Source organism: Streptosporangium canum (assembly GCF_900113865.1).
Lineage (GTDB): Bacteria > Actinomycetota > Actinomycetes > Streptosporangiales > Streptosporangiaceae > Streptosporangium > Streptosporangium canum.
Window position 1 is genome coordinate 18,620 of the sequence record NZ_FOQY01000020.1, and the last position, 24,917, is coordinate 43,536.

The following is a 24,917-nucleotide window of genomic DNA, read 5'->3' on the forward strand; positions in this document are numbered from 1 at the left end:
CGGCGGGGCCGGATCCGGGCCGGGAGCGCCCTCCGGCCTGGGGATCCTCACCCGTCACCCACCCCGCATGCCGAAACGAAACCGCTCACTCCCCCGCCCACCGGGTTACCCTAGCGTGCCGGCGCCGACCGTCGCAGTGTCACCGTCCACGCGGCGTACGGGCCGGGATTGTCGTGCGAAAGCCTTACGGTAGGGCGCGTGCCAGAGACGAACCACGAGATCACCCTCGACTCGGCCCTCACCGAGGAGGCCGTGCTCGCGACCTACCGCCGGATGTTCGCCGCGCTCGCGCGCGACAGCGGCGCGGTGGTCGACGAGCCCGCGCTGGTCGACATCGCCGAAACGCTGTTCGCGGCGTTCGCCGAGGCCGGTGAGGAGTGGCTGACCCACGAGCAGATGCGCCACGTCTGCCGGGCCTATCCGCTCGACCGGTTCGAGAACCGGCTGCGGGTGCTCAAGGGCCTCGGCGCGATCCGCGAGGTGTTCCCCAAGCCCAACCAGCTCCGTTACCGCGCGTCGTTCACCAGCGTGGTGGGGCTGATGTTCATCCGGCGGATGATGGACGACGGCGGCCAGTCGGAGATGCACCGGCTGCTCGCGCTCGAGGACCTCAACGTCGCCGACCCCCGCACGACCATGGAGGAGGCCCGCCTCAGCGCCCAGAACCTGTCGCGGGCGTTCCGGCTCTGGGCGCTGGAGCTGATCACGCTGACCGGCGGCACCATCGAGGAGCTGCGCGAGCAGGCCCCCAAGCTCTGGGGCACCGAGGAGATCGCCCGCAGGGCGCAGAGCCTGCACGGCACGATCCTCACCCGCTGGCCGGATCTCGACCGCACCTGCACCGAGCTGCGCGCCGCCATCTACTCCTACAGCGACGCCTCCCGCCGCGCCGCCGGGCGCCTGGCCGACTCCGCCGGCACCACCAGGAACCTGACCCTGCTGCCCGCGGAGACCTGGCGCACCTTCGCGCAGACCGCCAGCAAGGAGCGTCTCGCCGCCGTGCTCGACGGGTTCGTCTTCGACGCCCCCGCCCCCTGGCACGACCCCGCGGCGATCGTCCGCGCGGTGGACGAGAGTCCCCGGCCGGCGCCCGCCCAGCCCACTCCCCCGCGCTCGGCCCTGCCCGATCCCGGCCCCGCCGACTCCCACGACCCCGGCACCGGAGGTCTCGACCACCTGACCTCCGTCGCCGAGGCCGCGCTCGCCGGACGCTCCTCCGCCCGGCTGGAGGAGCTGCTCACCGCCGACGGCGAGTGGGTCTCCGCCCGCCGCCTGCTGGCCGATCTCGTCTCGGCCGACCTGCGCCCGGAGTCCCCCTACCGCCTGCGCTGGTCCGACTCCCTCACCGCCACCCCCGACACCGAGCCCGCCTGGCTGTCCCACGGCTACCTGGAGAGGACGGGCCATGACGCCTGAGCAGGCACACGCGCGGGCCAGGGCGACCGGCCCGCTCCCGCTCGGCCCCGGTGAGCCCGCCCCCCGGGGCATGGTCCGGCTGGCGCACGGCGACGGGACGGGCCTGGCGCTGCCGGTCTGGCCGGACGGGGCGACCCCGTCGCTCCTGGAGGAATACCAGGTCGCACCGGTGAACGTGGAACGATCCGGGGAGACCCGGCGGGTGCTGGCCGCGGCGCTGAAGTGCTGCTGGAGCGATCTGGGCGCCGACCCGTGGCCGGGCGTCCCCGCGCCGGTGGAGGACGTGCTGTCGGCCTACCGGGCCCTGATCGGCCGCGGCGACGACCTCATGCGCAACTGGGCGGTCGGCGCGCTGCGCCGCCTGCACGACTCGGCCTGGCTGACGGTGGAGGACGGTGTCGTACGGCTCGGCCCCCGCTGCGCCTGCTGGCCTCCTGAGTCCCACGCCCAGCTCAGGGAGTTGATGCGCCGGCTGCCCACCGGCGACGAGGGGTTCACCGGGCTGGAGGTGCTCCCGGCGGCCGGGAGTCCCCCCGCCGAGACGGCCGCGAGCGTCGCGGTTCCCGAGGGCGTGGACGAGGATCTGCTCGGCCCGTTCGACGAGCGGCGCCGGGCCGAGATCGTGGCGGCGTTCATGGCGGTGGAGCACGCCGCCGAGCCGGTCCACGAGGCACGCCTGCCCGCGCTGCGCGACCCGGTGCTCCGCCGTGCTCTCACGGAGATGCTGCAACGGCGCGGTCGCGTCCTGATCCAGGACCGCGAGGCGTGGACCTCCGGCTACGCCCCCGAGGTGACCGCCGTGACGGGCACGACGGTGGGCGAGGCCGAGCGGGCGGTGCTGGTGCTCGTGCTGATCCATTCGGTGGCGATCCCCCGGGCCGACGGCCTGCTGCCCGCCGACAGCTGGCTGTCGCCGTTCCCCGCCCAGCTCGAGGAGCTGCGGCGGCACACCAGGCTCCCCATCGGGGAGTTGGAGGCCGCGCTCCGGACCCTGCGCCACGCGGGTCTGGTGAGCCAGGTCAAGGCGGGAGAGGAGGCCGGGGGATACACCCCGGGCCCGCAGTTCCATCGACTGACCCCGCAGGCCAGACGGGGCCTGCAGGAAGAGCTGATCCTCGCCGCGGGGCCGCACACCCCGCTGGCGGCGGCAGTGAGGGCGAATCGTCGGTCAACGACCCCCTCCTGAAGGAGGGGGCTTGAGGTGCGGTGATGCGCCTTGAAGCCCCGCGTTGACCAGCCCGAGTCGATCACTTTGAAGGAGGTGCATTCGATTGACTACGTTTCACGTAGGCCAGCAGACCCACCAGCGGGTGCTTCCTCAGCCCGCTGCTCTGGAATCCACGTCAGCAGACACGCCCGAGGGTGGGCACGAAACGGGACGTGGAGGCCGTAAGGCATCCGGCGTGGAACACGGGCGAGGGGAGATCGGAACAGACGGCACCCGTCCGCTCCGGCGTCACCCCGACCCGGCGCAAGCCGGGCAGGGAGCGGCCCGTGAGGGCCATCCGGCCGTGTTCGTCCTGGACAGACGCAGCCATCCGCTTGACCCGTGTCATCCCGCTCGTGCCCGCCGCCTGCTGGCGTCCGGCCGGGCGGTGGTGGTCCGGCACACCCCGTTCGTCATCCGGCTCAAAGACCGCGCCGCCGAACAGTCCACCGTTCAGGGCGTCGCGGTCGGCGTGAACCCCGGATCGAAGCACACCGGGATCGCGGTGTTCACCGAAACGGGCGCCGGCCGTATGGGACGATTCGCCCTTCAGCTCGACCATCGCGGATCGGCCATCCGCGGCAGGCTCACCGCGCGGGCCGCGTTGCGCCGGGGACGCCGTTCCCGGAACCTGCGCTACCGCGCGCCCCGTTTCGCCAACCGGGCCAAGCCGCAGGGGTGGCTTGCGCCGTCCCTGCGCCACCGGGTGGACACCACCATGTCGTGGGTGGTGCGGCTCACCCGCTGGGCACCCGTGCGCGCCGTCCACGTGGAGCGGGTCTCCTTCGACACCCATGCCCTGTCGGCCGGACGACCGCTGGAAGGCGTCGAATACCAGCAGGGCACCCTCGCCGGCTACGAGGTGCGCGAATACCTGCTGGCCAAATGGGGCCGCAGGTGTGCCTACTGCGGCATCCAGAACGTCCCACTGAACATCGACCACATCCGCCCGCGCAGCCGAGGCGGCTCCGACCGGATCGGCAATCTCACCCTGGCTTGCATCCCGTGCAACCAGGCCAAGGGCGCCACCCCGGTCGAGGAGTTCCTGACCGGCAGGCCGAGGGGCCTGGCCCGAGTGCTCGCCAGGGCGAAGGCACCGTTACGGGACGCCGCGGCGGTCAACGCCACCCGGCGGGCGCTGTGGCGGGCGCTGGCCGCCACCGGGCTGCGGGTGCACCCCTCAAGCGGTGGCCGCACGAAGTGGAACCGATCGCGGACCGGCGCGGCCAAGTCGCACACCTTGGACGCTTTGCACGTCGGCCACCTGCAGGCGGTGACCGGCTGGCCCGGGACGGTCCTCGTGGTCAAGGCCACCGGACGTGGCGGCTACGCCCGCACCCGCACCGACCGCTACGGGTTGCCTCGACTGCGACTGCCCCGCACCAAGTCCGTCCACGGCTACGCGACCGGAGACCTGGTCCGGGCGAGCGTCCCGTCGGGAAAGAACGCCGGGGTCCACACCGGCCGGATCGCGGTCCGGACAAGCGGCAGCTTCAACGTCCGCACCCGGCACGCCCTCGTGCAGGGCATCCACCACCGCCATGTCCGTCTGCTCCAGCGAGCCGACGGCTACGGCTACACCACCCACCCGGAAACGCGACACCGTTCCGCGTTTCCTTCCCCGCCTGAAGGCGGGGGTCTCCACGCTGGAGATATTCGATGAAGGGAAAGACGGGGTTGACCGAACAGCCGGGCCAAGCTGCGAAGAGCTTGCGAAAAAGCGGAGCAGGCGCGGCTCAGGACACCGAGACCACGACGCCGGGGCTCGGGAGCCAGGCCAGCCTGATGCCGGTGGAGACACGGGCCGCTCCGAGCGAGAACGTGGTCGGGGACCGCGTGCTGATCGCCGTGCAGGCGGTCAACATCTCCCGGCTGTCGACCCACCCGGTGCCGATCGTGCCGGGCACGCTGATCGTGGTCGCGGGCGCGGGGCCGAAGGACTCCAACGGCGCGGGCAAGTCCTCGTTCATCGCGATGATCACCGCGTTGCTCGGCGACGAGCAGTGGCGTTTCGCCTCCGGCGCCAAGTCGGTCTCGGAGCTGCTGTTCAACGCCGAGCTCGCCGCCGGTGGCGGCGGCAGGTCGTGGGCCAGCGCCGACCACGGCTACATCGTCGGCGTCTTCGCCGGGGCCCACTCCGTGGACGACGCGGTGACGGTGTGGCTCCGGGTCAACCAGGAGGCGCCGCACCTGGAGATCAGGTGGATCCAGGGGGTGCGCGTGGCGGCGGCCGCCTCGGAGGCGGAGCGGGTGGCGCGGGCCGACGAGGTGTGGGCGACGCTGCCCCGCTCGGCGGGACGCCGCGACGTGGTGGCGCGCGACCTGACCAGGTTCCTCTACGGCGACCGGGTCAGGTGCGTGTCGTTCCTGTCCACCTCGGTGCGGAGCAAGGTCGCCACGAACCTGCTCTCCCAGCCGCTCAACGAGATCTCCCCGGAGCGGGTCTTCGAGGCGATCGCCGCGCTGACCGGGCTGGACGCCGAGCTCGACCAGGAGCGGGAGGCCCGGCGCGACGAGCACGTCAAGCGGGTGCGGGCGGCGCGGGCCGTGGAGCTGCTCAAGGAGTTCGAGGACGAGTCGCGGACGCTGCTGGAGACCTTCGACCGGCGCGACCGGGCCCGGGTACGGCTGGCGGACGCGCTGCGCTGCTGGCGGGGGCGGCTGGCCCGCAGGCTCGCCGACGCGGCGCGGCGGGACGAGTCGCTCGCCGGTGACCTGGAGCGCTCGCGCGCGGCGGGCGAGCGCGCGGCTGAGGCGATCGGCATGGTCAGGGCGGAGATCGCCACGCTCAAGGACGACACGATGGAGCGCGCCCTGGCCGAGGCCCGCAGGGAGCTGACCGCCCTGCAGTCCCGCGCGGCCAAGCTGGACGCCGACCGGGCCGTGGCGGAGAACGCGGTGGACGAGCTGCGCGGCTGGATCCCCGGGCTGGAGGAGCGGCGGCGGCTGGCCGACGGCCGCGACGTGGAGACCGCCGACGCCGAGCTGGCCCAGGCCAGACTGCGGCTCAACGAGGCGCTGAAGGCGCTGGGCGTGGCCGACCGGGAGGTCGAGGGGGCCGGGGCCGCCCTCGACGACGCCGAGGGCGGCCCGGCGGCGGCCCAGCTCAACGCGCTCACCGAGGCCGGCGTCGGGGCGACCGGCCTGCTCGACGCGATCGACGTGGCCGAGCATGCCCGCGACGACGAGACCACGTCCGGCCCCGCGGGGCGGAAGGTGGCGGCCCTGGGGGCTCGCGGGTGGCCTCAGGAGCACGCGGTGATCGTGGACGCGGCCGATCTGGAGACCGCGGCGCGGGCTCTGCGGGCCCTGCCCGGGTCGGTGCTGGTCAGCGCGGCGGGGGTCACCGTCGTGGGCTCGTTCGAGGCGGTGGCCACCGGCCGGGAGGCTCGCATCAAGGCCGCCGAGCAGCGGCTGCATCGGGCACGGGACACGCAGGAGACGGCCGCCGGAGCCGTACGGGTCGCCGAGGACGGGGTGGCCGAGGCGGGCCGGCGGCTGGAGGGCGCCCGGGCCGCCGTGCAGCTGGCCGACATCGAGCGGCGGCTGGCCGAGCGGCGGGCCACGCTCGCCGAGCTGGCCGGGGCGCTGGCCGAGGTCGGGCCGAAGGTGGGCGAGGCCGAGCGGCGGGCGAGCACGCTGGACTTCCGCGCCCGGACCAGGAACATGGAGGTCGAGCGGCTGGAGGGCCGCCGGGCCCGGCACGAGGCCGACCGGGACCAGGCCAGGGACCAGGCGGCGAAGATCACCTCGGACCGTGACGCGCTGGGGATGGACGCGCTGGCCGGGGAGTGGGGCGGCACGGTCGACGGGGCCCGCGAGTGGCTGGAGGCGCTGAGCGAGCAGGAGCGCCCGCTGACGGCCGAGGAGTGGTGGCGGGCCGCGGAGCGGCAGCTCGACGGGGCACTGCGCGACACCTTCCCGGGCGAGGACGAGGAGATGCCCGAGGAGCTGCGCTTCCTGGTCAGGCAGCGTGGCGAGCCCGGCGCCGGGCGCACGGCGCGCGAGCAGGCGACGTTCCCCGGCGTCTGCGCGGCCCTGTCGTCCTATCTGCGCGGCCAGGAGGAGTACGAACGGCACCAGCGCCGCCAGATCGAGTCCCAGATCGCCACCCGGCAGTGGGACCTGACCGCCTCGGCCAAGGGCGCCGAGGAGGCCGCCCAGTCCACCGCCGTGCACCGGGCCGCGCTGACCGCGGCGATCAAGGCGCGGCTGACCCGGGTCGCCGAGGAGTTCGAGAAGCTGGACACCTCCTACGGAGGCTACGGCGCGACGCTGGAGTTCCCGGTGCCGCCCGCGCCCGCCGACCCGGAGCAGCGCTGGGCGTGGCGGGTCACGCCCAAGTGGCGCCGGGGCGAGGGGCAGGGCTTCGTGCCGTACAACCGGCGGGCCAACACGGCGCTGATGGACGAGAAGGCGGTGAAGCTGGTCTGCGCGGCGGCGATCGCGTCCTCCGGCGGCGGCCACCTGTGCCTGGTCCTGGACGAGCTGGGCCGCAATCTCGGCAAGGAGCACCGCAGGGAGGCCGTGGCGCTGTTCCGCCGGATCGGCGAGACCTACGGGATCACGGTGATCGGCGCGCTCCAGGACGACATGGAGCCCTACGCGGTCGACGCCTGCGGGCAGTACATCAAGCTGCGCCGTTCCTCCGACGCCATGCCGTACAACGAGCCACCGGTGATCATCGGTCATGACCGCCACGGTGAGCGCGTGCGTGTCCTCGCCTCCGCGGTGAGCCGATAACCTCGGCAGGGATTGGCTCAGGAAAAGTCGGGAGGTTCGGTGTCGGCGTCGCCTCTGGAGCAGACCCCGGCCCGGCACGACCTCTACCGGTCCATGGCGCTGGCCCTGCGGGTGGGCGAGCTGCTGCTCGGCAGCGGGGAGGGCACCGAGACGGTCTCCGGCAGCATGCGCAAGATCACCAACGCCTACGGCGTGCCGCACTGTGAGGCCGACGTCAACCTGTCGGCCATCACGCTGTCGCACGTCCCCTCGGACGGCGGCGCGCCGGTCACCGCCGAGCGCCGGGTCCGCCGCCGCCTGCCCGACTACGACCGGCTGATCGCGGTCCACGACATGGTCAGGGAGGCTTCCGGCGGGTCGTTGCCGCTCGACGACGCCGAGATCCGGCTGCGGGAGATCACCCGGCGCGTGCCGGTCTACCCGAACTGGGTCCTGATCACGGCGCTCGCCCTGATCGCCTCCTCGGCGAGCATCCTGGTCGGCGGCGGCGTGCTCGTCGCGGTGGCCGCGTTCGCCGCCACCGTGCTGGGCGACCGGGCCGGCGCCTGGCTGGCCCGGCGGGGCGTGGCGGAGTTCTTCCAGCTCGCGGTGGCGGCGATGCTCGGCTCGCTGGTCGCGGTGCTGATGATCTGGATCGACGCGCCGGTGCAGGCCTCGGCCGTGGTGGTCGGCGCGGTCGTCGCGCTGCTGCCCGGACGTCCCATGGTGGCCTGCGTGCAGGACGGCATCGCCGGTGAGTACGTCACGGCGACCGGCCGGCTGTTCGAGATCTTCTTCATGCTGACCGCGATCATCTCCGGGATCGGCGTCACGCTCTACGCGGCGGTCCGCCTCGGCGTGCCGCTGAGCGTGGAGAACGTGCCCGCCGCTCCCCTGGTGATCAGACCCGAGCAACTGCTGGGCGCCGTCGGCCTGACGCTGTCGTTCGCCGTCGCCCTGCTGGTGCCGCCCCGCCACCTGATCCCCGCGGCGGTCGGCGGCGGGATCGTCTGGGTGGTCTTCGTGCAGCTCCACGTCTGGCAGGTCCCGGTCATCCTGGCGACGGCCGTCTCGGCGGCGGTGGTGGGCCTGTTCGGCAGTGCCTACGCCAGACGCGCCCGGGTGCCCTCGATGGTGGTCACGATCCCGGCGATCGGCTCGCTGCTGCCCGGCACCGCGCTCTACCGGGGCATGCTCGAAGCCAGCCTCGGCCACACCGACGAGGGGCTGGTCAGCCTGTTGCAGGCCCTGTCGACCGCTCTCGCCCTGGGTGCCGGGGTCATCCTCGGCGCGGAGGTGCTGCGCGCGGTCACCGGCTCCGACCTGACCAGGCGGGTGCGCCGGCCGTCCGGCCGGCGCAGGCCGTTCATCACCCGCCCGGCCGCCCGCCGCACCCGTGGCTTCTGAAGAGCCGCTGACGCAGTCACGCAAGAAGGTGGTTGTGTCGCCGCGTAGCCCGAAGCCCTGACACGCCTGCCAAACCGGGGCGACTCCATCCATGAGACGACGGCGGTCTCGACGCCCGGCCGGCGTCCGCTACCGCCCGGTGACGTTGAGCTCGGCGTACATACCTCTGGCATAGTGATCGGGGAAGTTGCATACCAGCTCGTAACGGCCGGGGCGCAGCGTCAGTGTGATCCAGCCCTTGGAGCCCGGGGCGATGCCGTCCCCCTTGCCCGCGGCGCAGTCATGTGACGCCTCTCCCAGGCTGTCCGCCTCGTCGACGCGCTGATCGGAGCCCGGCTCCCGCTGTCCGATGGTCTGCCCTGACGGAAGTGGCAGCACCAATACCTCATGAGCGAGGGCCCCCGTGTTGACCACCCGCAGCGACACGGTCCCCGCCGGGACTGTGGCGGGGGTGACGGACAGGCGCATCCTCGTATCCTGCGGTCCGGGGCTGCCGCTCATCGTCCCGGGCGGTCCGGGACTGCCGGACGGACCGGGACTACGGCTCATCATCCCCGATCCGGGGTCGGCCAGAGTCACATCCACCACGTGACCTGGCAGCGACGGTACGGTGCACTCCGGCCGATGCTGTGCCTCCGTCGCCGTCGTCGCGCCCATCGCCGCCGGTTCACCGACGACGGCCGCGGCGAGCATGACCGCGGTCACCATCCCGGCAAGCCGTACATCATGCGTCCGCATCGGCCCCACCCCCGCAACTACACGAGCCGTGCCCCTGCCCACCCATCTCCCACGGACGGATCCGCGCTCGATCGGTGAGTCATATCCTTCAGCGTACGACCAGCCTGATGACCATGACCAACCGAGGTGGGGTCCCCCTGGTCCTGGAGAAGGTTCCAGCGGATCCGCCTGACCTGCGGTGACAGGATCAGGATCAGGGTGTGGAGATGTACGTGGCATCGGCGTCACAGTCTCCCGTCACCGGGCTCCCGTCATCCTGCTTGACCTCTCGTGCCGGTGGCCGTCACCGATCGCGCGTCCGCAGGCCGTCCGCCACCAGGTCGAGGAGGCGGTCGGCCTCGTTCTCTCCGTGCTCGCCCGCCCAGGCGATCGCGTTGACCAGCTTGACGAGGTCGGTGCCGGTGAGGTCCGGGCGGATGGCGCCCGCGCGCTGGGCGTTGGCGAGCAGCCGGGCTCCGCTGGTCTGCAGCGTCTCGCACGAGCCGTACAGCTCGGAGCCCGGATCATGGATGCTGCTCATCAGCGCCGCGGCCAGGCCCCGGTAGGTGGTGGCGTGCGCCATCAGATGGCGCAGCCATTCCAGGAGGGCCTCCTCGGGGGACGGGGACTCCAGCAGCTCGCGGGCTTGGGCGTCGAGCGTGACGATGCCGTCGTGGAGCACCGCCTCGATCAGTGCGCGCCGGGTGGGGAAATGCCGGTAGAGGGTGCCGATGCCCACTTCCGCCGAGCGGGCGATGTCCTCCAGCGACGCCTCGGTGCCCTGCCCGGCGAAGGCGTCCCTGGCCGCGGCGAGCAGCCGTTCGTAGTTGCGGCGCGCGTCGGCGCGCATGGGGCGCTGTACGGTCGTCACCACGGCTCCTTGCTGATCGGAGACCCCTCCGTATACATAGCGGAGCAAGCCTCCGAAAAGGCTATCGCGCGCGCGGACGGAGCACCGTCATGCCCACCACCCCCTGCCGGTCCGAGGCGCCGCACCGGCGCGGAGCGGCTCCCCACGCTGCCAGGCCCCGCGCGACTCCGTCGAGGAACGTCGCGCTAGGTGACCGTGGACAGGGTGGAGCCGTGGCGTTCCTTGCGGACGCGTAGTTGCGCGGGGACGCGGGTGCGCAGCTCGGCGACGTGGCTGACGATGCCGACGGCCCGGCCGCCGTCACGCAGGCCGTCGAGGATGTCGAGCACCCCGTCGAGGGTGTCCTCGTCCAGGGTGCCGAAGCCCTCGTCGACGAAGAGCGTGCCGAGCTCCACTCCCCCCGCCTCGGCGGTGACCACGTCGGCCAGGCCGAGGGCGAGTGCCAGCGAGGTGACAAAGCTCTCGCCGCCGGACAGGGTGGCCGGATCGCGGTCCACCCCGGTCCAGCCGTCCAGGATCCGCAGGCCGAGCCCTCCGCCCGACTTGCTCCGGTCGCCCGCCGAACGGCTGAGATTGTGTTCGAGGAGGTAGCGCCCGCCCGACATGCGGTCGAGCCGTTCGTTGGCCGACTCGACCACCTGGCGCAGGCGCTCGCCGAGCACGTAGGACGACAGCCGCATGTTCCACCGGTTGTCGGTGGAGTTTCCCCCTGTCAGGGCCGCGAGCCGGTCGGCGAGGCGGTGCCGTCCGGCGGCGGGCAGCCAGCGCTCCAGGCACTCGGCCAGCTCGGCGCGGAGGGCGGCCAGCCGGGCCTGGCGGGTCTCGGCCTGGTGCCGGGCGGAGAGCAGGCCGGCGTGGGCCGCGTCGGCGGCGTCCCGCGCGCTCTGCAGAGCGTCGAGGTCGGGCTCGTCCTCGGCCGCGGCGGCGATCAGCTCCGGATCGGCCAGCACCGCGGCGACCGCGGCGCGCTCCTTGTCGAGCTCCCGGAGCCGTTCGGCCTTCTCCTCCTGCTCGGCCGGAGGGCGGGCCGCCGCGCGGGCGTCGTCGGGCCCGAGGAATCCCGCCTCGGCGACGGCGGCCTCGGCCCGGTCCCGGGCCGCCGCCAGCTCGGTGGCGGTGATCCGCTCCTCCCGGGTGGCCTCGACCGCCTCCTTGAGCAGCTCGGCCTCGTCCGCCAGCCGCTCCAGCCTGGCGGCCAGGGTCGCGTCCTCGCCCCGGGCCCCGTCCACGCGCGCGGTCAGCCGCTCGGCCTCGGCGGTGAGCCTGTCCACGTCCGTACGGCAGGCGGCCAGCGTGACCGCGAGCTCGCGCGAGCGCTCCTCCAGCTCTCCCTGCTCGGCCGCGATCCGGCCGGCCTCGGCCACCAGCGCCGGCTCGGCTCCGGCCGACTCGCGCAGCCGGCCCAGGGCGAGCTCGGCCTCCCGCAGCTCGCGCGCCGCGAGGTCCAGGGAGAGATCGGTCCTCTCGCTCGCCTCGCGGTGCCCGGCCGCCAGGTCGGCGGTGCGGACGGCCGCGGTGAGGGCGGCGGCGAAAAGGGCCGCCTCCCCGGTGAGGCGGTCGCGGCGGGCCTGGACGGTGGGGTCGGCGCCACGGGCCTCGTCCAGGCGGCCGGCCAGCCGGTCGCGCTCGGCCAGCCATCCGGCCTGGCGGGCACGGCCCTCGGCCAGCAGCCGGGCCGTCTCCGCGGCCCGTGCCCGCACACCTTCCAGCTCGGCCGCGACGTGGTCCGCCGCCGCGCTGAGCGCCGCCTCGGTGCCGGCGGCGGCGGTCAGGGCCGCCAGCTCCCGCCCGGCCTCGGCGAGAGCCTCCTGCGCGTGGTCGGCACCCAGCTCGCCCGCGACGGCGAGCGCCTCCTCCAGCCGCGAGGCCAGGGCCGCGACGGCGCTCTCGGCGGTCCTGCGCCGGTCCGTGGCGATGTCGTAGGCGCTCTGGGCGGCGCGCTCGTCCTCTGCGGTGGGCGCCGCGTCGGCGGGGGCGGCGGGGGCCGGGTGGTCGGGTGAGCCGCAGACCGCGCAGGGCTCACCCGGGGTGAGCTTGAGGGCGAGCTCGGCGGCCATGCCGTCGATCCTGGCCTGGCGGAGGTCCAGGTGGCGGTCGCGGAGACGCTGGGCGTGGTCGGTGGCCTCGGCCTGGGCCGCGCGCGCGGACTCCAGCTCGACGCGGAGGGCGTCGCGCCGCCGGGCGGCGTCGAGGCCGGCGGCGGCGGCGTCCGCGCCCGCCTGGGCGGCGGGGATCCTGGCCGCCTGCGCCCTGACCGCCGCCAGCCGCGCCGAGGCGTCCGCCAGCGCGGCGGGCAGTGTCTCCTGGGCCTCGCGGAGCGCGGACTCCTGCCCGGCCGCCTCGCGCAGCTCGACGTCGAGCGCGGCGAGCAGCCCGGCCAGCTCGGCGAGCCGGGCCTCGTCGGCGCGCAGCCCCTCCAGCCCGGCGCTCTCCTCCCTGCGCTCGCGCTCCCGGGAGGCCAGCAGCTCGCGGACCTCGGTCCCTTCCGGGACGGCGGGCACGCCGGTGCCGTCCGCGAGGGCGGGCACGCCGCCGTCCGTGAGAGGAGGCAGGGTGGTGCCGTCCGCGAGGGCGGGCAGGTCACTGAGCCTGGCCGCCAGGTCGTGGCGGGCGGCGGCCAGCTCGGCGGCGAGGCCGTCGCGGTGCTCGGCGGCCCGCAGGCGGACGGCCGCGGCCTCCTCGGCGGACTCGGCGGCCGGGATACGGGCGGCGTCCAGGCGGGCGGCCGTGAGGCGGGCGTCCACGTCGCGGCGGAGCCCGGGAAGGACCGCCAGGCGGGCGTCGGTCCCGGCCTGCGCGGCGGTCAGCTCGGTGATCTCACGACCGGACTCCTCCCGGTCCTGGAGGATCTTCGCCAGGCGTGACTCCTCGGCGCGCAGCTCGCCCAGCCGGGTGATCTCGTGGTGCCGGTCGCGCTCCAGCGTGGCCAGATGGTCCGGGGTGGTGTCGCGGCCGTCACGGAGGAGGGGAAGGGCGCGGGCGACGGCGTCGGCGGCCAGCCGGTGGGCCTTGGCCGCCGCCTCGGCCCGCTGCTCGGCGGCCTGGAGCTGGGGCAGCACCCGGTCGGCCCGGGCCGCCTCCGCCAGGATGGTCTCCAGATCCGCCCGCTCCTCGGCGCTCTCCTCCAGCACCCGGCTCCGCGTCAGCGCCTCGGCGTGACGGCGCCGCCGCTCGGCCAGCGCGGCGCCGTGCTCCAGCCTCGCGCGTGCCTGCCGTACCGCCTCCTCGCCCTCGCCGTGGCCCCGGCTCATCCGGGCGACCGCCTCGGCGGCCAGCTCCTCCAGCGTCCGGGCCCACTCCAGCGGATCGTCCTGCGCGGAGACCGCCGGCGCGCAGGGCGCGGCGTCGTCGGCGGGGAGCTCGAACAGCCCTGCCGCCCCGGCCTCCGCGGCTCCGGCCAGGGACGCGAGGAGGTCGGGGCCCGCGGCCTCCTCCAGGCGCTTGACCGCGAAGTCCACCTCCTTGCGGAGGGCCTGCTGCTCGCGGTGGGCCTCGGTCCGCCTGTCGGCGAGCCAGGACTCGGCGGCGGCGTAGATCCTGACGGAGAAGAGGCGTTCGAGGACCTTGCGGCGGTCCTCGCCGTCGGCGCGCAGGAACTTCGCGAAATCCCCCTGGGGCAACATCGCGACCTGGAAGAACTGCTCGGCGTTCATGCCCAGCAGGGTGCCGATGAGCTCTCCGGCCTCGTCGACCCGCGTGGTCAGCCCGGTCCACTCCCCCGAAGGCGTGAGCTCCTGCAGCAGGGCCTTCTCGTTCTCCCTGGTGGTGCCGGTCCCCCTGAGCTTGGGACGCTGCCAGGCCGGCGATCGGGTGATCTTCAGCCGCCTGCCCCTGATCGTGACCTCCAGCGCCACGCTGGGCCCCCGGCCCGGGGGCGCGTGGTCACAGCGCAGGCTCTTGGCGCTGTCGCGCTTGCCCGGCACCCTGCCGTACAGGGCGTAGCAGAGCGCGTCCAGCACGGTGGTCTTGCCCGCGCCGGTGGGGCCGTGGATGAGGAACAGCCCGGCCTCGGCGAGGGCGTCGAAGTCGACCTCCTCCTCGGCGGGGAAGGAGCCGAACGCGCTGATCCACAGACGGTGCGGGCGCATCTACGCCATCGCCTCCTTGGTACGGCAGGCCTCGACGGCCTCCTGGATCAACCGGGTCTCCTCGGCGTCGGCGGCCTCGCCGCGCACCTCCCGGACGAAGTCGAGGGCGACCTCGATCTCGGGGCGCCCGGCCAGCTTCGGCCGCGCCGCGGTCTCCCGGACGCCGCCCTCGGGTGCGAAGGAGAGGGTGAGGGTGTGCTCGAAACGGGACCTGAGCCGCTCCATGGCGCTCCTGGGCCGGATCGGGTCGGTGAGCGTCACCTGCAGCCAGTGGTCCTCGTAGGGGGCGTGCTCGGCGGAGGTCAGCAGGTCGTCGAGACGGCCGCTGAGCCGGTGGACCGGCCGGGGCACCGGCGCCTCGACGAACTCCGCGGCCACCTGCCCGCCGGGAGCGAGGTCCACCAGCCAGGAGCCCTTCAGCTGGCCGGCCTCGGAGAAGGAGTAGGCGATCGGGGATCCGGAGTAGCGGACGGTCTCGCTCATCCGCTGGCGTCCGTGGAGATGGCCCAGCGCCACGTAGTCGACGCCGTCGAAGGCCGAGACCGGGACGTGGGCGACCCCGCCGACGCTGATGTCGCGCTCGCTGTCGCTGGCCTGCCCTCCGGTCACGAACGCGTGGGCGAGGACGACCGACCGGGGGCCCCGGCGGCCGAGGTCGGCGCGGATCAGGGACATGGCGTGGCCGATCGCGGCGGTGTGGGTGCGCTCGGGCAGCTCCCAGGGCCCGCGCACCAGCTCGGGCTCCAGATAGGGGATGCCGTAGAAGGCCACGTCGTCGATCACCACGGGCTCGCCCACCCGCCCGGCGTCGGTGCGCAGGTGGACGCCCGCGGCGTCGATCAGGTCGGCGCCGAAGCCGAGGCGGCGCGCCGAGTCGTGGTTGCCGCTGATCAGCACGGTGCGGACCCGTTCGGCGACCAGCCGCCGCAGGACCTGGTTGCACAGGTCCACCGCGTCGACCGAGGGCAGCGCCCGGTCGTAGACGTCGCCGGAGACGACGACCACGTCGACCCGCTCCGCCCTGACCGTCTCGATCAGGTGGTCGACGAAGACCCCCTGGGCGGCCAGGAGGCTCTCACGATGGAACGAACGGCCCAGATGCCAGTCCGATGTGTGCAGCACGCGCATGTCGCTTGAAGCTAACAGGCCCCAGCCACAAATGCGTCCACTCTGACCACACCGCCCCCACCCTCTGTCATGCGATTGCGGGGGTGAGTAGGCTTGTTGATCAGAGGGAACGATACCGGCATACGGTCCTCACGGAGGCGGGCGACGATCGGGGAGCGGATCGGCATGCAGGTTGGCCGGGGCGTTTTGAGCGTGGCCGCGGGCTTGATCCTGGTGGCTCTCGCGACAGTGGGCTATGCTCTGCCGCCGCCGTTCGATCCGCCGCCGCTGAGCGTCGATCCGGTCTTCCAGACCCTGCCGGTCCAGCCACCGGCCGAGATCCGCCCCATCTCCACGACCGCGCAGATCGTCACGCAGGACATCACCGTCGACGTCGGGGACACCACCCTCGAGGCCACGATCCGCGCGCCGCTCACCCCCGGCAAGCACCCCGCCCTGGTCTTCGTGCAGGGCGCCGGGCCGGGCGTGCGGGGCGAGTTCACCACGCAGGCGGAGCTGCTGGCCAGGGCGGGCATCGTCACCCTCGTCTACGACAAGCGGACCGTGCGCTACGACTTCCGCAACCGCGACTTCGGCCTGCTCGCCGACGACGCGCTGCGCGTCCTGGCGCGCCTGCGCACGCGCGCCGACGTCGACCCGGCGCGCACCGGGCTCTGGGGGGTGAGCGAGGGGAGCTGGGTGGTCCCGATCGCGGCCGCCAAGAGCGACGCGGTGGGGTTCACCGTGCTGGTCTCGGCGCCCAACGTCTCGCCCATGCGGCAGGTCACCTGGGCCATGGGCGAGCAGCTCGACCGGCTGCACGCGCCCAGCGGGGTGCGCGAGCTGGTCACCAGGGCGATGAGCGCGGTCCACATGAACTTCCTGCGCTACGACGGCCTGCCCGCGCTGCGCGGGATCCGGCAGCCGGTCCTGGCCCTGTACGGCACGCGCGACCCGTCGATCCCGTTCGTGGAGAGCAGCCGGGCGCTCACCCGCGCGCTCGCCGAGGGCGGCAACGCCGACTACACGATCCGCTACCTCGCCGGCGCCGACCACGGCATGCGCATCCACGGCGGGCCGTTCGCGCCCGGCTACCTGGAGACGCTGTCCAACTGGGTCAAGGGCCTGCCGGGCACGGCCAGGCCCGCGGTGCACATCGCGGGCGCCACCCCGGTCCAGCGCTACGAGGCCAGCGAGGTCCCCACCGCTCCGTGGTACGCCGGGGGCGCGGTCCTGGGGTTCACGCTCTGCCTGGCCGCCGTCGGATACGTGGTCGGCCCGGTGGCCGAGATGGTCGTACGGCTGCGCGGCCGGCGGCTGCCCGCCGAGGCCAACGCCCTGATCTGGCCGCCCATCCGGCGCAGGTTCCGCCGGATGGCCTGGACCGGGCTCGGGCTGCTGGTGTCGGTGCTGGCGTTCATCACGCTGCTGGTGCTGTTCTCGGTCAACCAGGCCGGGGCCTGGCCGGCGGTGCTCGCCGGATGGCTGGTCATCCGGATCCTGGCGGTGCTCATGCTGCTGCAGGAGGTCACCTCCGTGGCGGCGGTCGTCTCGGGGCTGCGCGAGGGGTGGCAGCCCAGCCGCCCCCAGCTCGTCGCGATCGCCGGCGTGCTGGGGGGCACGGGCCTGCTGCTGGTCGCGGCGGCCTACTACAGCCTCTTCGCGTTCCCGTGGTAGCAGTTGAGCCAGCGGTCCATCTCGGCGAACACCACCTCGCGGGCGGGTTCCGGTGACAGCACCAGGTCGTGCATGCCGCCCGGCACCCGGACGCACGTCACGTGAGGGCCGATCCTGGTCGCCCAGTGCGCGATCTGCTCGGGGTCGAGCACGACGTCGGCCCCCTGGGCCTCCGGCGCGAAGTCGCGCAGCTGCAATCCCTTCTCCGCGCAGAGCACCAGGGTCGGGACGTCGGCCCGGAGGCCGCCGTGCAGGCGCCGCTGGGCCCGGCGGATCGCGGCCAGCCAGGCGGCGTGCACCGCGAACCCGCCGATCGGCTTCCACTCCAGGTCGAAGTCCCACTCGCCGTGGTGGTCGCGGTGCAGGCTCGTGCCATAGGCGGTGGCCGGCCCGAGGGGCAGGACGGCGCGTGGCGACATCCTGGACATCGGCCCCTTGAGCAGGTCGGCGGCGACCCGCAGGGGTGAGGGGACGTTGAGGTCGAGGAAGGGGCTGTTGAGCACCAGGCTCTGGATCAGCCCCCGGCCGCGGACCCGGTCGGCCCAGAGGGCGGCGATCAGGCCGCCGGTGGAGTGGCCGTTGAGGATCACCTCGTCGTGGCCGTCCTCCTCGCGGATGACCCGGACCGCCTCGTCGAGCTCCGGGAAGTACTCGGTGAGGCTGCGCACGAAGCCCCGGGTCTGGTGCGGCAGCAGCGAGCGGCCGTACTTGCGCAGGTCCAGACCGTAGAAGTCGACGCCCCGGGCGACGAAGTGGTCGGCCAGATGGGTCTGAAAAAAGTAGTCGGTGAACCCGTGGAGGTAGAGCACGGCCCTGCCGGTGGGCTCGGGGGCGCGCCGCCGTACCAGCGAGGCGACCACCGCTCCCTCGTAGTCGTCGGCCATGGGCAGGACCGTGAGCTCGTAGTCGGGACCGAGAACGTCAGGCATGCGGTCAGGGTAGTTCGTAGGGGTTGGCGGGCCACGAGGGGATCGCGTCCGGAAGATCCTCGCTGACCTTCATCGGGAACTTCGCCGGGCGCTTCTCCAGGAAGGCCGTGACGCCCTCGGCGGCGTCGGGGGCGGCGCCGAGGGCGTTCATGAGGTGGGAGTCGGCACGGTGGGCCTCCCAGGGGGAGGCGGCCGACAGGCCTGACCACATGAGGCGCCGGATGGCGGCGACCGAGACCGCCGAGGTGGTGTCGGCGATCTCACGCGCCAGCGCGTAGGCGGCCGGGAGCAGCTCGTCCGGGGCGTGGACCTTCGAGACCAGCCGGCCTTCGAGGGCCTCGGAGGCGGGGAAGACCCGGCCGGTGGCGGCCCACTCCATGGCCTGGGCGATGCCGACGATCCGGGGCAGGAACCAGCTGGAGGCCGCCTCGGTCACGATGCCGCGCCGGGCGAAGACGAAGCCGAACCTGGCCGTGTCGGAGGCGAGCCTGATGTCCATCGGGAGCGTCATCGTCACCCCGACGCCCACGGCGGGGCCGTTGATCGCGCCGATGACCGGTTTGAGCGAGCGGGCGATGCGGAGCGCGACCGTGCCGCCGCCGTCGCGGGGCGAGCCGTCGACGGTGTCCTCGCCGCCGTACATCTCCTCGGTCCTGTGGTGGTTGAAGGTGTCGCCGCCGCCGCCGAGGTCCGCTCCGGCGCAGAAGGCGCGGCCCGCGCCGGTGACCACCACCGCGCGCACCTCGTCGTCGGCGTCGGCCCTGTCGAAGGCCTCGATCAGCTCGCCGCGCATGGCGTAGGTGAAGGCGTTGAGGCGGTGGGGGCGGTTCAGCGTGACGGTGGCGACCCCGTCGGCCACGCCGTACTCGATCTCGGTAAAAGACATGACCGAACCTTATTCCAGTGGAAATGAGAGGATAAGGGCGGATTTGATTCTCATACTGTTCACTCATTCGCCGCCCGCGGGCTCCGATCCTCGTCCTACCATCTCCGGTGCAGCGCTCAAGCGCGGAGGAATCGGGGAGCAGGTGCGGGACAGATCAAGGCCGTCCGGGGTCGGCACGGTCATCGGGTGGACGGCCCTGTCCGTCGTCGCGCCGGGAGCCGCGCATCTGCGCGCCGGATGGCGCAGGACCGGGCTGGCACTGCTGTCCGTCCACGCCGTGCTACTGCTGGGACTGCTGTGGATCGGGCTCACCTCCGACCTCACCGACTTCGCCGACCTCGCCGGGTGGCTGGCCGCGTCGTCCTGGCTGACCGCCGTCACCGTGGCCTCCGTCGCGCTGGGCGTCGCCTGGTTCGCGCTGGTCGTGCACTCGTTCGTGGTGCTGAATCCGGGCACGCTCCCCGGAGCCGGCCAGGCGATCACCGGGACCCTCGCGGGCGCGCTCGCGGTGGCCGTGCTACTGCCCTTCGGCCTGGTCGGGCAGTACGCCGCGGTCTCGCAGTCGGCGCTGGACAAGGTCTTCAACGCCCCGGCCACGCCGCTGTCCCCGACCGGCCCGACCGGTGCGGAAGACCCGTGGTCGGGCCGGGACCGGGTGAACATCCTGCTGCTCGGCGGCGACGCCGACACCCATCGGGTGGGCGTGCGGACCGACAGCATCAACGTGGCCAGCATCGACGTCGAGACCGGCAACACCGTGCTGCTGAGCCTGCCGCGCAACCTGGAGAACGTGCGCTTCGTCCCGGGCTCGCCGATGGCCAGGCGCTTCCCCGACGGCTTCCGGCTGCCCGCCAACCCGGACGGCTCGCGCGAGGACCTGCTCTTCGCGGTCTGGGAGTACGCCGACGCCCACCCGGAGATCTTCGGTGGCCGCAAAGGCCAGGGCACCCAGACGCTCGTGGAGACGATCGGCCACACGCTGGGGCTGAAGATCGATTGGTATGCCCTGGTGAACATGTGGGGCTTCGCCCGCCTGATCGACGCGATCGGGGGCGTCCGGCTGACCGTGCCGCAGGACGTGGTCTTCGGCAAGTACAACGAGGGCCTGGTCAAGGCGGGCACCCGCAAGCTCCGCGGCGCCGACGCGATGTGGTTCGCCCGCTCGCGCACCAACAGCGATGACTTCACCCGGATGGGGCGCCAGCGCTGCGTGCTGGGCGCCCTGCTCACCCAGGCCGACCCGGCGACCGTGCTGTCCCGGTTCAACCGGATCGCGCTGGCCACCAAGGAGCTCCTGCGGACCGACATCCCGCGTCCGATGCTGGAGCATTTGGTGCCGCTGGCCGTGAAGGTGAAGAGCGCCAAGGTGACCAGCGTGCAGTTCGTCCCGCCGCTGATCAACACCGGCTACCCCGACTGGGTCAAGATCCGCACCGTCACCGCCAAGGCCATTCGCGCCTCGGCCGCCCCCGCCGCCCCGCGCCGCCACCTGGCCGCCACCACCCGGCCCACAGCTCCGGCCGCCACCCCCGGTCCCGGCTCTGACGGGACCACGACCGCCACGCCCGGCCCCGGCGCCACCTTCTCCCCCAGGTCCCGCGCCACCCCCACCTCCGCCGTCACGCCCGGTCCGCAGTCCAGCACCGGGACGGCGGACACGACTGAGCCCAAGGGAATCACCGACGGCTGCGCCTGATCCGGCCCCGCCACGCAGCGGGCGTTCCGATGACATCCGACACGTCCGATGACGCTCGACAGCGGAGAACCTCCGACCAAGGTGGACGAGCGGCTTGCCCGCATTGACGGGAGGGTACGGCACTGCTCTGATCTCGGCCTGGACCGTCCATCCTGGTTCGGATGGACGGCTTCTCCCGACCGGGACCAGATCAGCGGTCGAACTCGCCGGTCTTGACGCCGCTGACGAACGCTCCCCACTCGGCGGGGGTGAAGAACAGCTTGGGTCCGTCCGGGTTCTTACTGTCGCGGACCGCGATCACCCCGGGCAGATTGGCGGCGACCTCGACGCACTGGCCACCATTTCCCGAAGATCGCGACGACTTCCGCCAGATGGCGGCGCTCAGGTCCATTCGCGTCTCACTTCCTCGATCATCTTGAGGGATATGCGCTCAGGATAGGCCCACAGTCGTATCGCCTCATATCGTTCCTGAATGGAAGCTACGAATTCGCAGTCATTCGTGACGTGCCCCTGAGCCGGTGAGTCTGCGTGGATGGTGATCGGCTGCCCGTTCGGAAGCTCAGCGATCATGAAAGCACCCGCCAGACCAGGGAGGCACTCCGGGTCGACAACTTGAACGGAGACAGAGGGGCGCTCAGAAACTTCCAGCAGGTGATCGAGTTGTCCGCACATCACCTCGGCTTCACCGACCTTCCGGCGCAGCACGCCCGCGTCGATAAGCACAAGGACGAAGGGAGGATTGTCCCGGTCGAGGATCTGTTGCCGCCGCATCCGGGCCTCGACCCGTTCCTCCACCGCCTGGGGAGTTGCTCTGGGCTCCAGGTTGAAGATGCGTCGGGCGTAGGACTCCGTCTGCAGGAGGCCCGGCACCAGGAGGGGATCCCAGGAGCGCAGGACGAGGGCGCTGGGCTCGACCTCCTCGGCCCAGTCTCGGAACCAGACAGGACCGCCAGGCTGGGCGATGATGTGTTGGTAGAGCCGGACGAAGGAGACCCCGCCGGCTGCCTCGAATAGACGGTCCAGCCTCTCAGCGTCGGACCTCGACGGGGTGCGGGTGGCTTTCTCCAGGCGGCTGACCTGGGTCTGGGTGCAGCCAAGACGCGAGGCGACGGCGACCTGCGAGAGCTCCGCGGCCTCCCGCAGGCGGCGCATCTCGGCGCCGAACAACACGCGAGGGGAGCCGGGGTCGAGAGAGTGCCCACCATCCATCGCATTTCCTCCCGAATAAGAAAAAACGGACCTATCATTCGATCGGCGATACTGAGTCCGGCGCGAATATACCAACGGCTGTCATCATTCGCTCTAGCCTGGATTATCGATCCAGTAGCCGATCAACTACCCATACGACATTCTAGGCACAGAAATTCTCTCCGCGACAGCATGGGAAAGAAAGCAGTTCATCACCTTCTCAACCGGAGGTGAATCAGCCTGCACATGAATGCGACAGCACTCTTCAACGCCCCGGTCACAGAAAATCGGCAAGCACCCGAAAGGTGAAACCATGGTGGTGGTCAAGCTGACGGCCGGGCGGATCGCAGCCCCAGCCCGCGAGGACATGCACCCGCCAGAGCCGATGATGGCAGGTGGATCCTGTCGATCGACGCGAAGTCGGCTATCACTGACGAACGAATATGGGGAGGGTGTGGCGAAGGTGGGCCGAGTGGGTAAGAATTGACTACGTCCCGGTCTCAGCCATCCTCCGGAGGTATTTGATGCGTTTCACCCGGCTAACGGTCGTCGGTTTGGCGCTGGTGATGGCAGCATCGGGATGCACTTCCGAGCCTTCACTGAAGGAGGCGGCAGCGGAGCTGCAGAAAGATGCACAGCGACTGGAGACAAATGATGTCTTCAAGAACCCTCTAAAGAAACTTCGCATCCTACAGCGCCCAGACAAAGACATCCGCTGCGACAAGGACAAGTTCAGACGGGTATTGCGGGCCACGGCCGACTATGAACGCATCAACGAACCGCTGGACTCTCACCTAGGCCGATCCCAAGCGCTAATGGAAAACGTCCTTGTCCAGGACTTCGGATACAAGTTGGAGCATGACTTCAGCCAGGCGGATACCGATGAAGGACGATTCATCCACGGCGCCAAAAAGGACCTAGGCATCACGGTGACCGTATATGTAGCTCCTGAGGCTCCCACCTGGCGACTGAATGCGATGACTCCCTGCCTGCCGCAGTGAGGAAACCTACTCAGTTCCAGACTCGTAGCTGCTCTTTGGCTTGGTCGCTGGTTTGGAATTTTGAAGCATCTTCGATCTTGGTATCTAAAGCATTGTTACTGTCCATCCAACGTTCATAAGGGGTCAATTTTTCCCGCAGCACCTGCTCCCATTTCTTGTCCTCGCTGGCTTCCCGCTTCGCCTCTGCCAAGAACTCGTCATAAGTCTTGAGATTGCCGGTGCTCTTGCTGATAAGTTCGGCGGGCGGCTCACTCGCCGGATAGCCGGCCTCGTGAAGGATGTATGCGATGTCGTACTTCTGGCGCAGGACGAAGTCCGATCGAGTACCGGTGACCTCCTCGACCCGTGTCTCGAAGCTGTCGGCCCAGCCGTCGAGGGCAGTGCTGATTCCATATGCCTTGGTCAGCTCCCATCCCGCTTTAACGCCCTCGTTCGCGAGGGGACCCACGAGGGGAATCCGGTCGATCCCGAGGGCAAGGGTGTTTTTAGTGATGTCGCGGATCAGATCGTCGGTGGCGTCCTGCTCACCGCGCACATCCAATGTCGCCTTGAACTCCGCGCTGGCGAGATCGCCGAACATCCTCGCTGTGTCCTCGAAGTATCTGGTCCCACCTTGCGCGTCCAGCCGCGCCGCTGCCATCAGCGTGTCACGGCGGAATTGGGCTGCGGTCGCATCGAAGTCATCAGTGAGCTGCTTGTCCCCGACAAAGGTCTTGAGGAAGCGATGAGTGTCACCTGGGCTGAGGTAGAACGCTGGGGTCACCCCCGGAAGGGGGACCCAATTCGCCGGGACCCCCGCTCCGGAGGCCCGATCCACGGCCTTGTCGAAGCGGGCGCCCGAGGCCAGCTCATGGATGTAGGACTTCGCGATGGTGACCATGGAGTCCTTGGCGACCGTCGGCAGGCCGTCGCCGAAGGGGCCCGCGGCCTTGATCGCGTCCAGGGCGAAGGCGGCGGCGGCCGGGCTGTGCTGACCGGGTTTCTCGGTCGTGGCCTCCGTGCCCGCCTCCAGCACCCGGCCGAACGCGTCGGCCACCTCGTCCCCGGTTCCCGCGCTCTTGGCGTAGTCGAGGAACCGCTTCATCTTCTCGGTCTGGCTCAGCTTGACATCGGCTCCGCCCAGCTTGGCGAACACGTCCCGCACGGCTGTGCCGTCTCCGGCGAGCACCTCCAGCCCCAGCGCGACCACATCGGGGGGCAGGCCGTACGCCTTCATCTCGGTGGGTCCAGCTGCGCGCCAGTCCTGCCGGGGCTTCTTCGCGAAGTCATCCAGGACCAGGGCGCGGGCCGCCGCGCTGCGGACGCCGGAGGGGGCGTTCGCGCCCTTGAGCAGTGCGAGCCGGTTCCACGCGGCGACCTTGCTGCCGGCCGGTCTCACCAGGTCGGTTCTGACCTTGGCGAACGCCGGGACGAGGGCGGGGGCGCGCAGGGCCGCGCCGAGGGCCGCGCTGAAGGCGGCCAGGTCCTGTTTGGCGGTCTTGCTGCCGGTGCTCGCAATGAGGCTTGGCAGACTGTCGCGTACCTTCGGAGACAGCAGGGCAAAGAAGGCGGCGGCAGCCTGGGGATTCTCCGCCAGTTTGGCGACCTTGTCAGCGTGGTTGTGGATGATCTCGCCCTGGAGCTCGCCGTCGAAGTTGACGAAGATGTCGTTGCCGTACATGTTCGCCAGGCCTCGGGCGGTCTCGAAGTCCTCCAGTTCGTCGGGCAGCCGCACCAGCGACGACCGGTCCCCTCCGCCGCCCAGCTCCGGGGCGCCCTCGCCCAGGGCGTTGATCAGGTCGATCCGGCCGTGGAGCATGGAGACCTGTGTGCCGCCCCAGTCGGCGATGTCGGCGATCTCCCGCAGCGCGGGGGTGCTGATCCCGTGCTGGCGGAGCTTTCCGTCGAACTCCTTGCTGAACGCGGTCAGCCGGTCGGCCGCGCCGCGCAGGGAGGTGGCGAGCTGCCCCATCCCCTCGGGATCGATGCCGCAGAACTCGGCGGTGGGTGCCATGGAGCGTTCCCC

The 24,917-nt window shown here is 71.9% G+C and carries 17 protein-coding genes; 8 read left to right on the plus strand and 9 right to left on the minus strand.

From position 1 onward, the window contains the following. Positions 1-198: 198 nt before the first annotated feature. The 5 genes from BM085_RS26165 (at position 199) to BM085_RS26185 (ending at position 8,752) form a co-directional block, all read left to right on the plus strand. A complete protein-coding gene (locus BM085_RS26165; RefSeq protein ID WP_093889569.1) occupies positions 199-1,416 on the plus strand; it encodes a hypothetical protein in 1,218 nt (405 codons plus the stop codon). After that, complete coding sequence (locus BM085_RS26170) at positions 1,406-2,602, plus strand: hypothetical protein (protein ID WP_093889570.1); 1,197 nt, start codon at positions 1,406-1,408, stop codon at positions 2,600-2,602. Before BM085_RS26165 ends, BM085_RS26170 begins: the two co-directional genes overlap by 11 nt. Before the next feature lie 217 nt (positions 2,603-2,819). Continuing rightward, positions 2,820-4,286, plus strand: a complete 1,467-nt coding sequence (gene iscB / locus BM085_RS26175; RefSeq protein WP_245789704.1) for an RNA-guided endonuclease IscB — start codon at positions 2,820-2,822, stop codon at positions 4,284-4,286. A 122-nt stretch (positions 4,287-4,408) separates the two neighbouring features. After that, positions 4,409-7,366 carry a coiled-coil domain-containing protein gene (locus BM085_RS26180; RefSeq protein WP_245789705.1) on the plus strand — a complete coding sequence of 986 codons (2,958 nt, stop codon included), beginning with the start codon at positions 4,409-4,411 and terminating at the stop codon, positions 7,364-7,366. Positions 7,367-7,405: 39 nt separating this feature from the next. After that, positions 7,406-8,752 carry a threonine/serine exporter family protein gene (locus BM085_RS26185; protein WP_093889573.1) on the plus strand — a complete coding sequence of 449 codons (1,347 nt, stop codon included), beginning with the start codon at positions 7,406-7,408 and terminating at the stop codon, positions 8,750-8,752. Between the two features lie 129 nt (positions 8,753-8,881). Here BM085_RS26185 and BM085_RS26190 read toward each other — a convergent pair whose 3' ends face one another. The 4 genes from BM085_RS26190 to BM085_RS26205 all read right to left on the minus strand — a co-directional run bounded on the left by BM085_RS26190 (position 8,882) and on the right by BM085_RS26205 (position 15,556). Beyond that, the gene (locus tag BM085_RS26190; RefSeq protein ID WP_093889574.1) at positions 8,882-9,490 is read right to left on the minus strand and encodes a cupredoxin domain-containing protein; all 609 of its coding nucleotides are present in this window, start codon (positions 9,488-9,490) and stop codon (positions 8,882-8,884) included. Positions 9,491-9,773: 283 nt separating this feature from the next. Next, a complete protein-coding gene (locus BM085_RS26195) occupies positions 9,774-10,340 on the minus strand; it encodes a TetR/AcrR family transcriptional regulator (RefSeq protein ID WP_218158833.1) in 567 nt (188 codons plus the stop codon). 185 nt (positions 10,341-10,525) lie between these two features. Beyond that, entirely contained in the window at positions 10,526-14,428 is a 3,903-nt protein-coding gene (locus tag BM085_RS46895) for an AAA family ATPase (protein ID WP_093889576.1), read from the minus strand. Further along, entirely contained in the window at positions 14,429-15,556 is a 1,128-nt protein-coding gene (locus tag BM085_RS26205) for an exonuclease SbcCD subunit D (protein WP_093889577.1), read from the minus strand. A gap of 165 nt (positions 15,557-15,721) precedes the next feature. Between BM085_RS26205 and BM085_RS26210 the strand changes: the two genes are divergently transcribed. Then, on the plus strand, positions 15,722-17,212 hold the full coding sequence (locus BM085_RS26210; RefSeq protein WP_093889578.1) for an alpha/beta hydrolase family protein: 1,491 nt from the start codon (positions 15,722-15,724) through the stop codon (positions 17,210-17,212). On the opposite strand, the gene BM085_RS26215 is transcribed toward BM085_RS26210, so the two are convergent. Together BM085_RS26215 and BM085_RS26220 are read right to left on the minus strand one after the other, a co-directional pair. Next, the gene (locus tag BM085_RS26215) at positions 17,185-18,141 is read right to left on the minus strand and encodes an alpha/beta hydrolase (protein WP_093889579.1); all 957 of its coding nucleotides are present in this window, start codon (positions 18,139-18,141) and stop codon (positions 17,185-17,187) included. The two genes, BM085_RS26210 and BM085_RS26215, sit on opposite strands and share 28 nt — an antisense overlap. Positions 18,142-18,145: 4 nt before the next feature. Further along, entirely contained in the window at positions 18,146-19,027 is an 882-nt protein-coding gene (locus tag BM085_RS26220) for a crotonase/enoyl-CoA hydratase family protein (RefSeq protein WP_093889580.1), read from the minus strand. A 142-nt stretch (positions 19,028-19,169) separates the two neighbouring features. Here BM085_RS26220 and BM085_RS26225 point away from each other — a divergent pair, with 142 nt between their 5' ends. Continuing rightward, complete coding sequence (locus BM085_RS26225; RefSeq protein WP_245789706.1) at positions 19,170-20,723, plus strand: LCP family protein; 1,554 nt, start codon at positions 19,170-19,172, stop codon at positions 20,721-20,723. A gap of 190 nt (positions 20,724-20,913) precedes the next feature. Here BM085_RS26225 and BM085_RS26230 read toward each other — a convergent pair whose 3' ends face one another. Together BM085_RS26230 and BM085_RS26235 are read right to left on the minus strand one after the other, a co-directional pair. Beyond that, entirely contained in the window at positions 20,914-21,114 is a 201-nt protein-coding gene (locus BM085_RS26230; protein ID WP_093889582.1) for a DUF397 domain-containing protein, read from the minus strand. Continuing rightward, positions 21,105-21,932, minus strand: a complete 828-nt coding sequence (locus BM085_RS26235) for a helix-turn-helix domain-containing protein (protein ID WP_093889583.1) — start codon at positions 21,930-21,932, stop codon at positions 21,105-21,107. The genes BM085_RS26230 and BM085_RS26235 overlap by 10 nt, the downstream gene beginning before the upstream one ends. A 503-nt stretch (positions 21,933-22,435) precedes the next feature. Between BM085_RS26235 and BM085_RS43405 the strand changes: the two genes are divergently transcribed. Beyond that, entirely contained in the window at positions 22,436-22,912 is a 477-nt protein-coding gene (locus BM085_RS43405; protein ID WP_143121076.1) for a hypothetical protein, read from the plus strand. 10 nt (positions 22,913-22,922) lie between these two features. Here BM085_RS43405 and BM085_RS26240 read toward each other — a convergent pair whose 3' ends face one another. Then, positions 22,923-24,905 carry a hypothetical protein gene (locus tag BM085_RS26240; RefSeq protein ID WP_093889584.1) on the minus strand — a complete coding sequence of 661 codons (1,983 nt, stop codon included), beginning with the start codon at positions 24,903-24,905 and terminating at the stop codon, positions 22,923-22,925. Between the last annotated feature and the right edge of the window lie 12 nt (positions 24,906-24,917).

Excerpts from the sequence above, each read along its gene's own strand:
- BM085_RS26170 (WP_093889570.1), top strand. The coding sequence starts at position 1,406 with ATGACGCCTGAGCAGGCACACGCGCGGGCCAGGGCGACCGGCCCGCTC.
- BM085_RS26180 (WP_245789705.1), top strand. The coding sequence starts at position 4,409 with ATGCCGGTGGAGACACGGGCCGCTCCGAGCGAGAACGTGGTCGGGGAC.
- BM085_RS26190 (WP_093889574.1), bottom strand. The coding sequence starts at position 9,490 with ATGCGGACGCATGATGTACGGCTTGCCGGGATGGTGACCGCGGTCATG.
- BM085_RS46895 (WP_093889576.1), bottom strand. The coding sequence starts at position 14,428 with ATGCGCCCGCACCGTCTGTGGATCAGCGCGTTCGGCTCCTTCCCCGCC.
- BM085_RS26205 (WP_093889577.1), bottom strand. The coding sequence starts at position 15,556 with ATGCGCGTGCTGCACACATCGGACTGGCATCTGGGCCGTTCGTTCCAT.
- BM085_RS26210 (WP_093889578.1), top strand. The coding sequence starts at position 15,722 with ATGCAGGTTGGCCGGGGCGTTTTGAGCGTGGCCGCGGGCTTGATCCTG.
- BM085_RS26215 (WP_093889579.1), bottom strand. The coding sequence starts at position 18,141 with ATGCCTGACGTTCTCGGTCCCGACTACGAGCTCACGGTCCTGCCCATG.
- BM085_RS26220 (WP_093889580.1), bottom strand. The coding sequence starts at position 19,027 with ATGTCTTTTACCGAGATCGAGTACGGCGTGGCCGACGGGGTCGCCACC.
- BM085_RS26230 (WP_093889582.1), bottom strand. The coding sequence starts at position 21,114 with ATGGACCTGAGCGCCGCCATCTGGCGGAAGTCGTCGCGATCTTCGGGA.
- BM085_RS26235 (WP_093889583.1), bottom strand. The coding sequence starts at position 21,932 with ATGGATGGTGGGCACTCTCTCGACCCCGGCTCCCCTCGCGTGTTGTTC.
- BM085_RS43405 (WP_143121076.1), top strand. The coding sequence starts at position 22,436 with ATGCGTTTCACCCGGCTAACGGTCGTCGGTTTGGCGCTGGTGATGGCA.
- BM085_RS26240 (WP_093889584.1), bottom strand. The coding sequence starts at position 24,905 with ATGGCACCCACCGCCGAGTTCTGCGGCATCGATCCCGAGGGGATGGGG.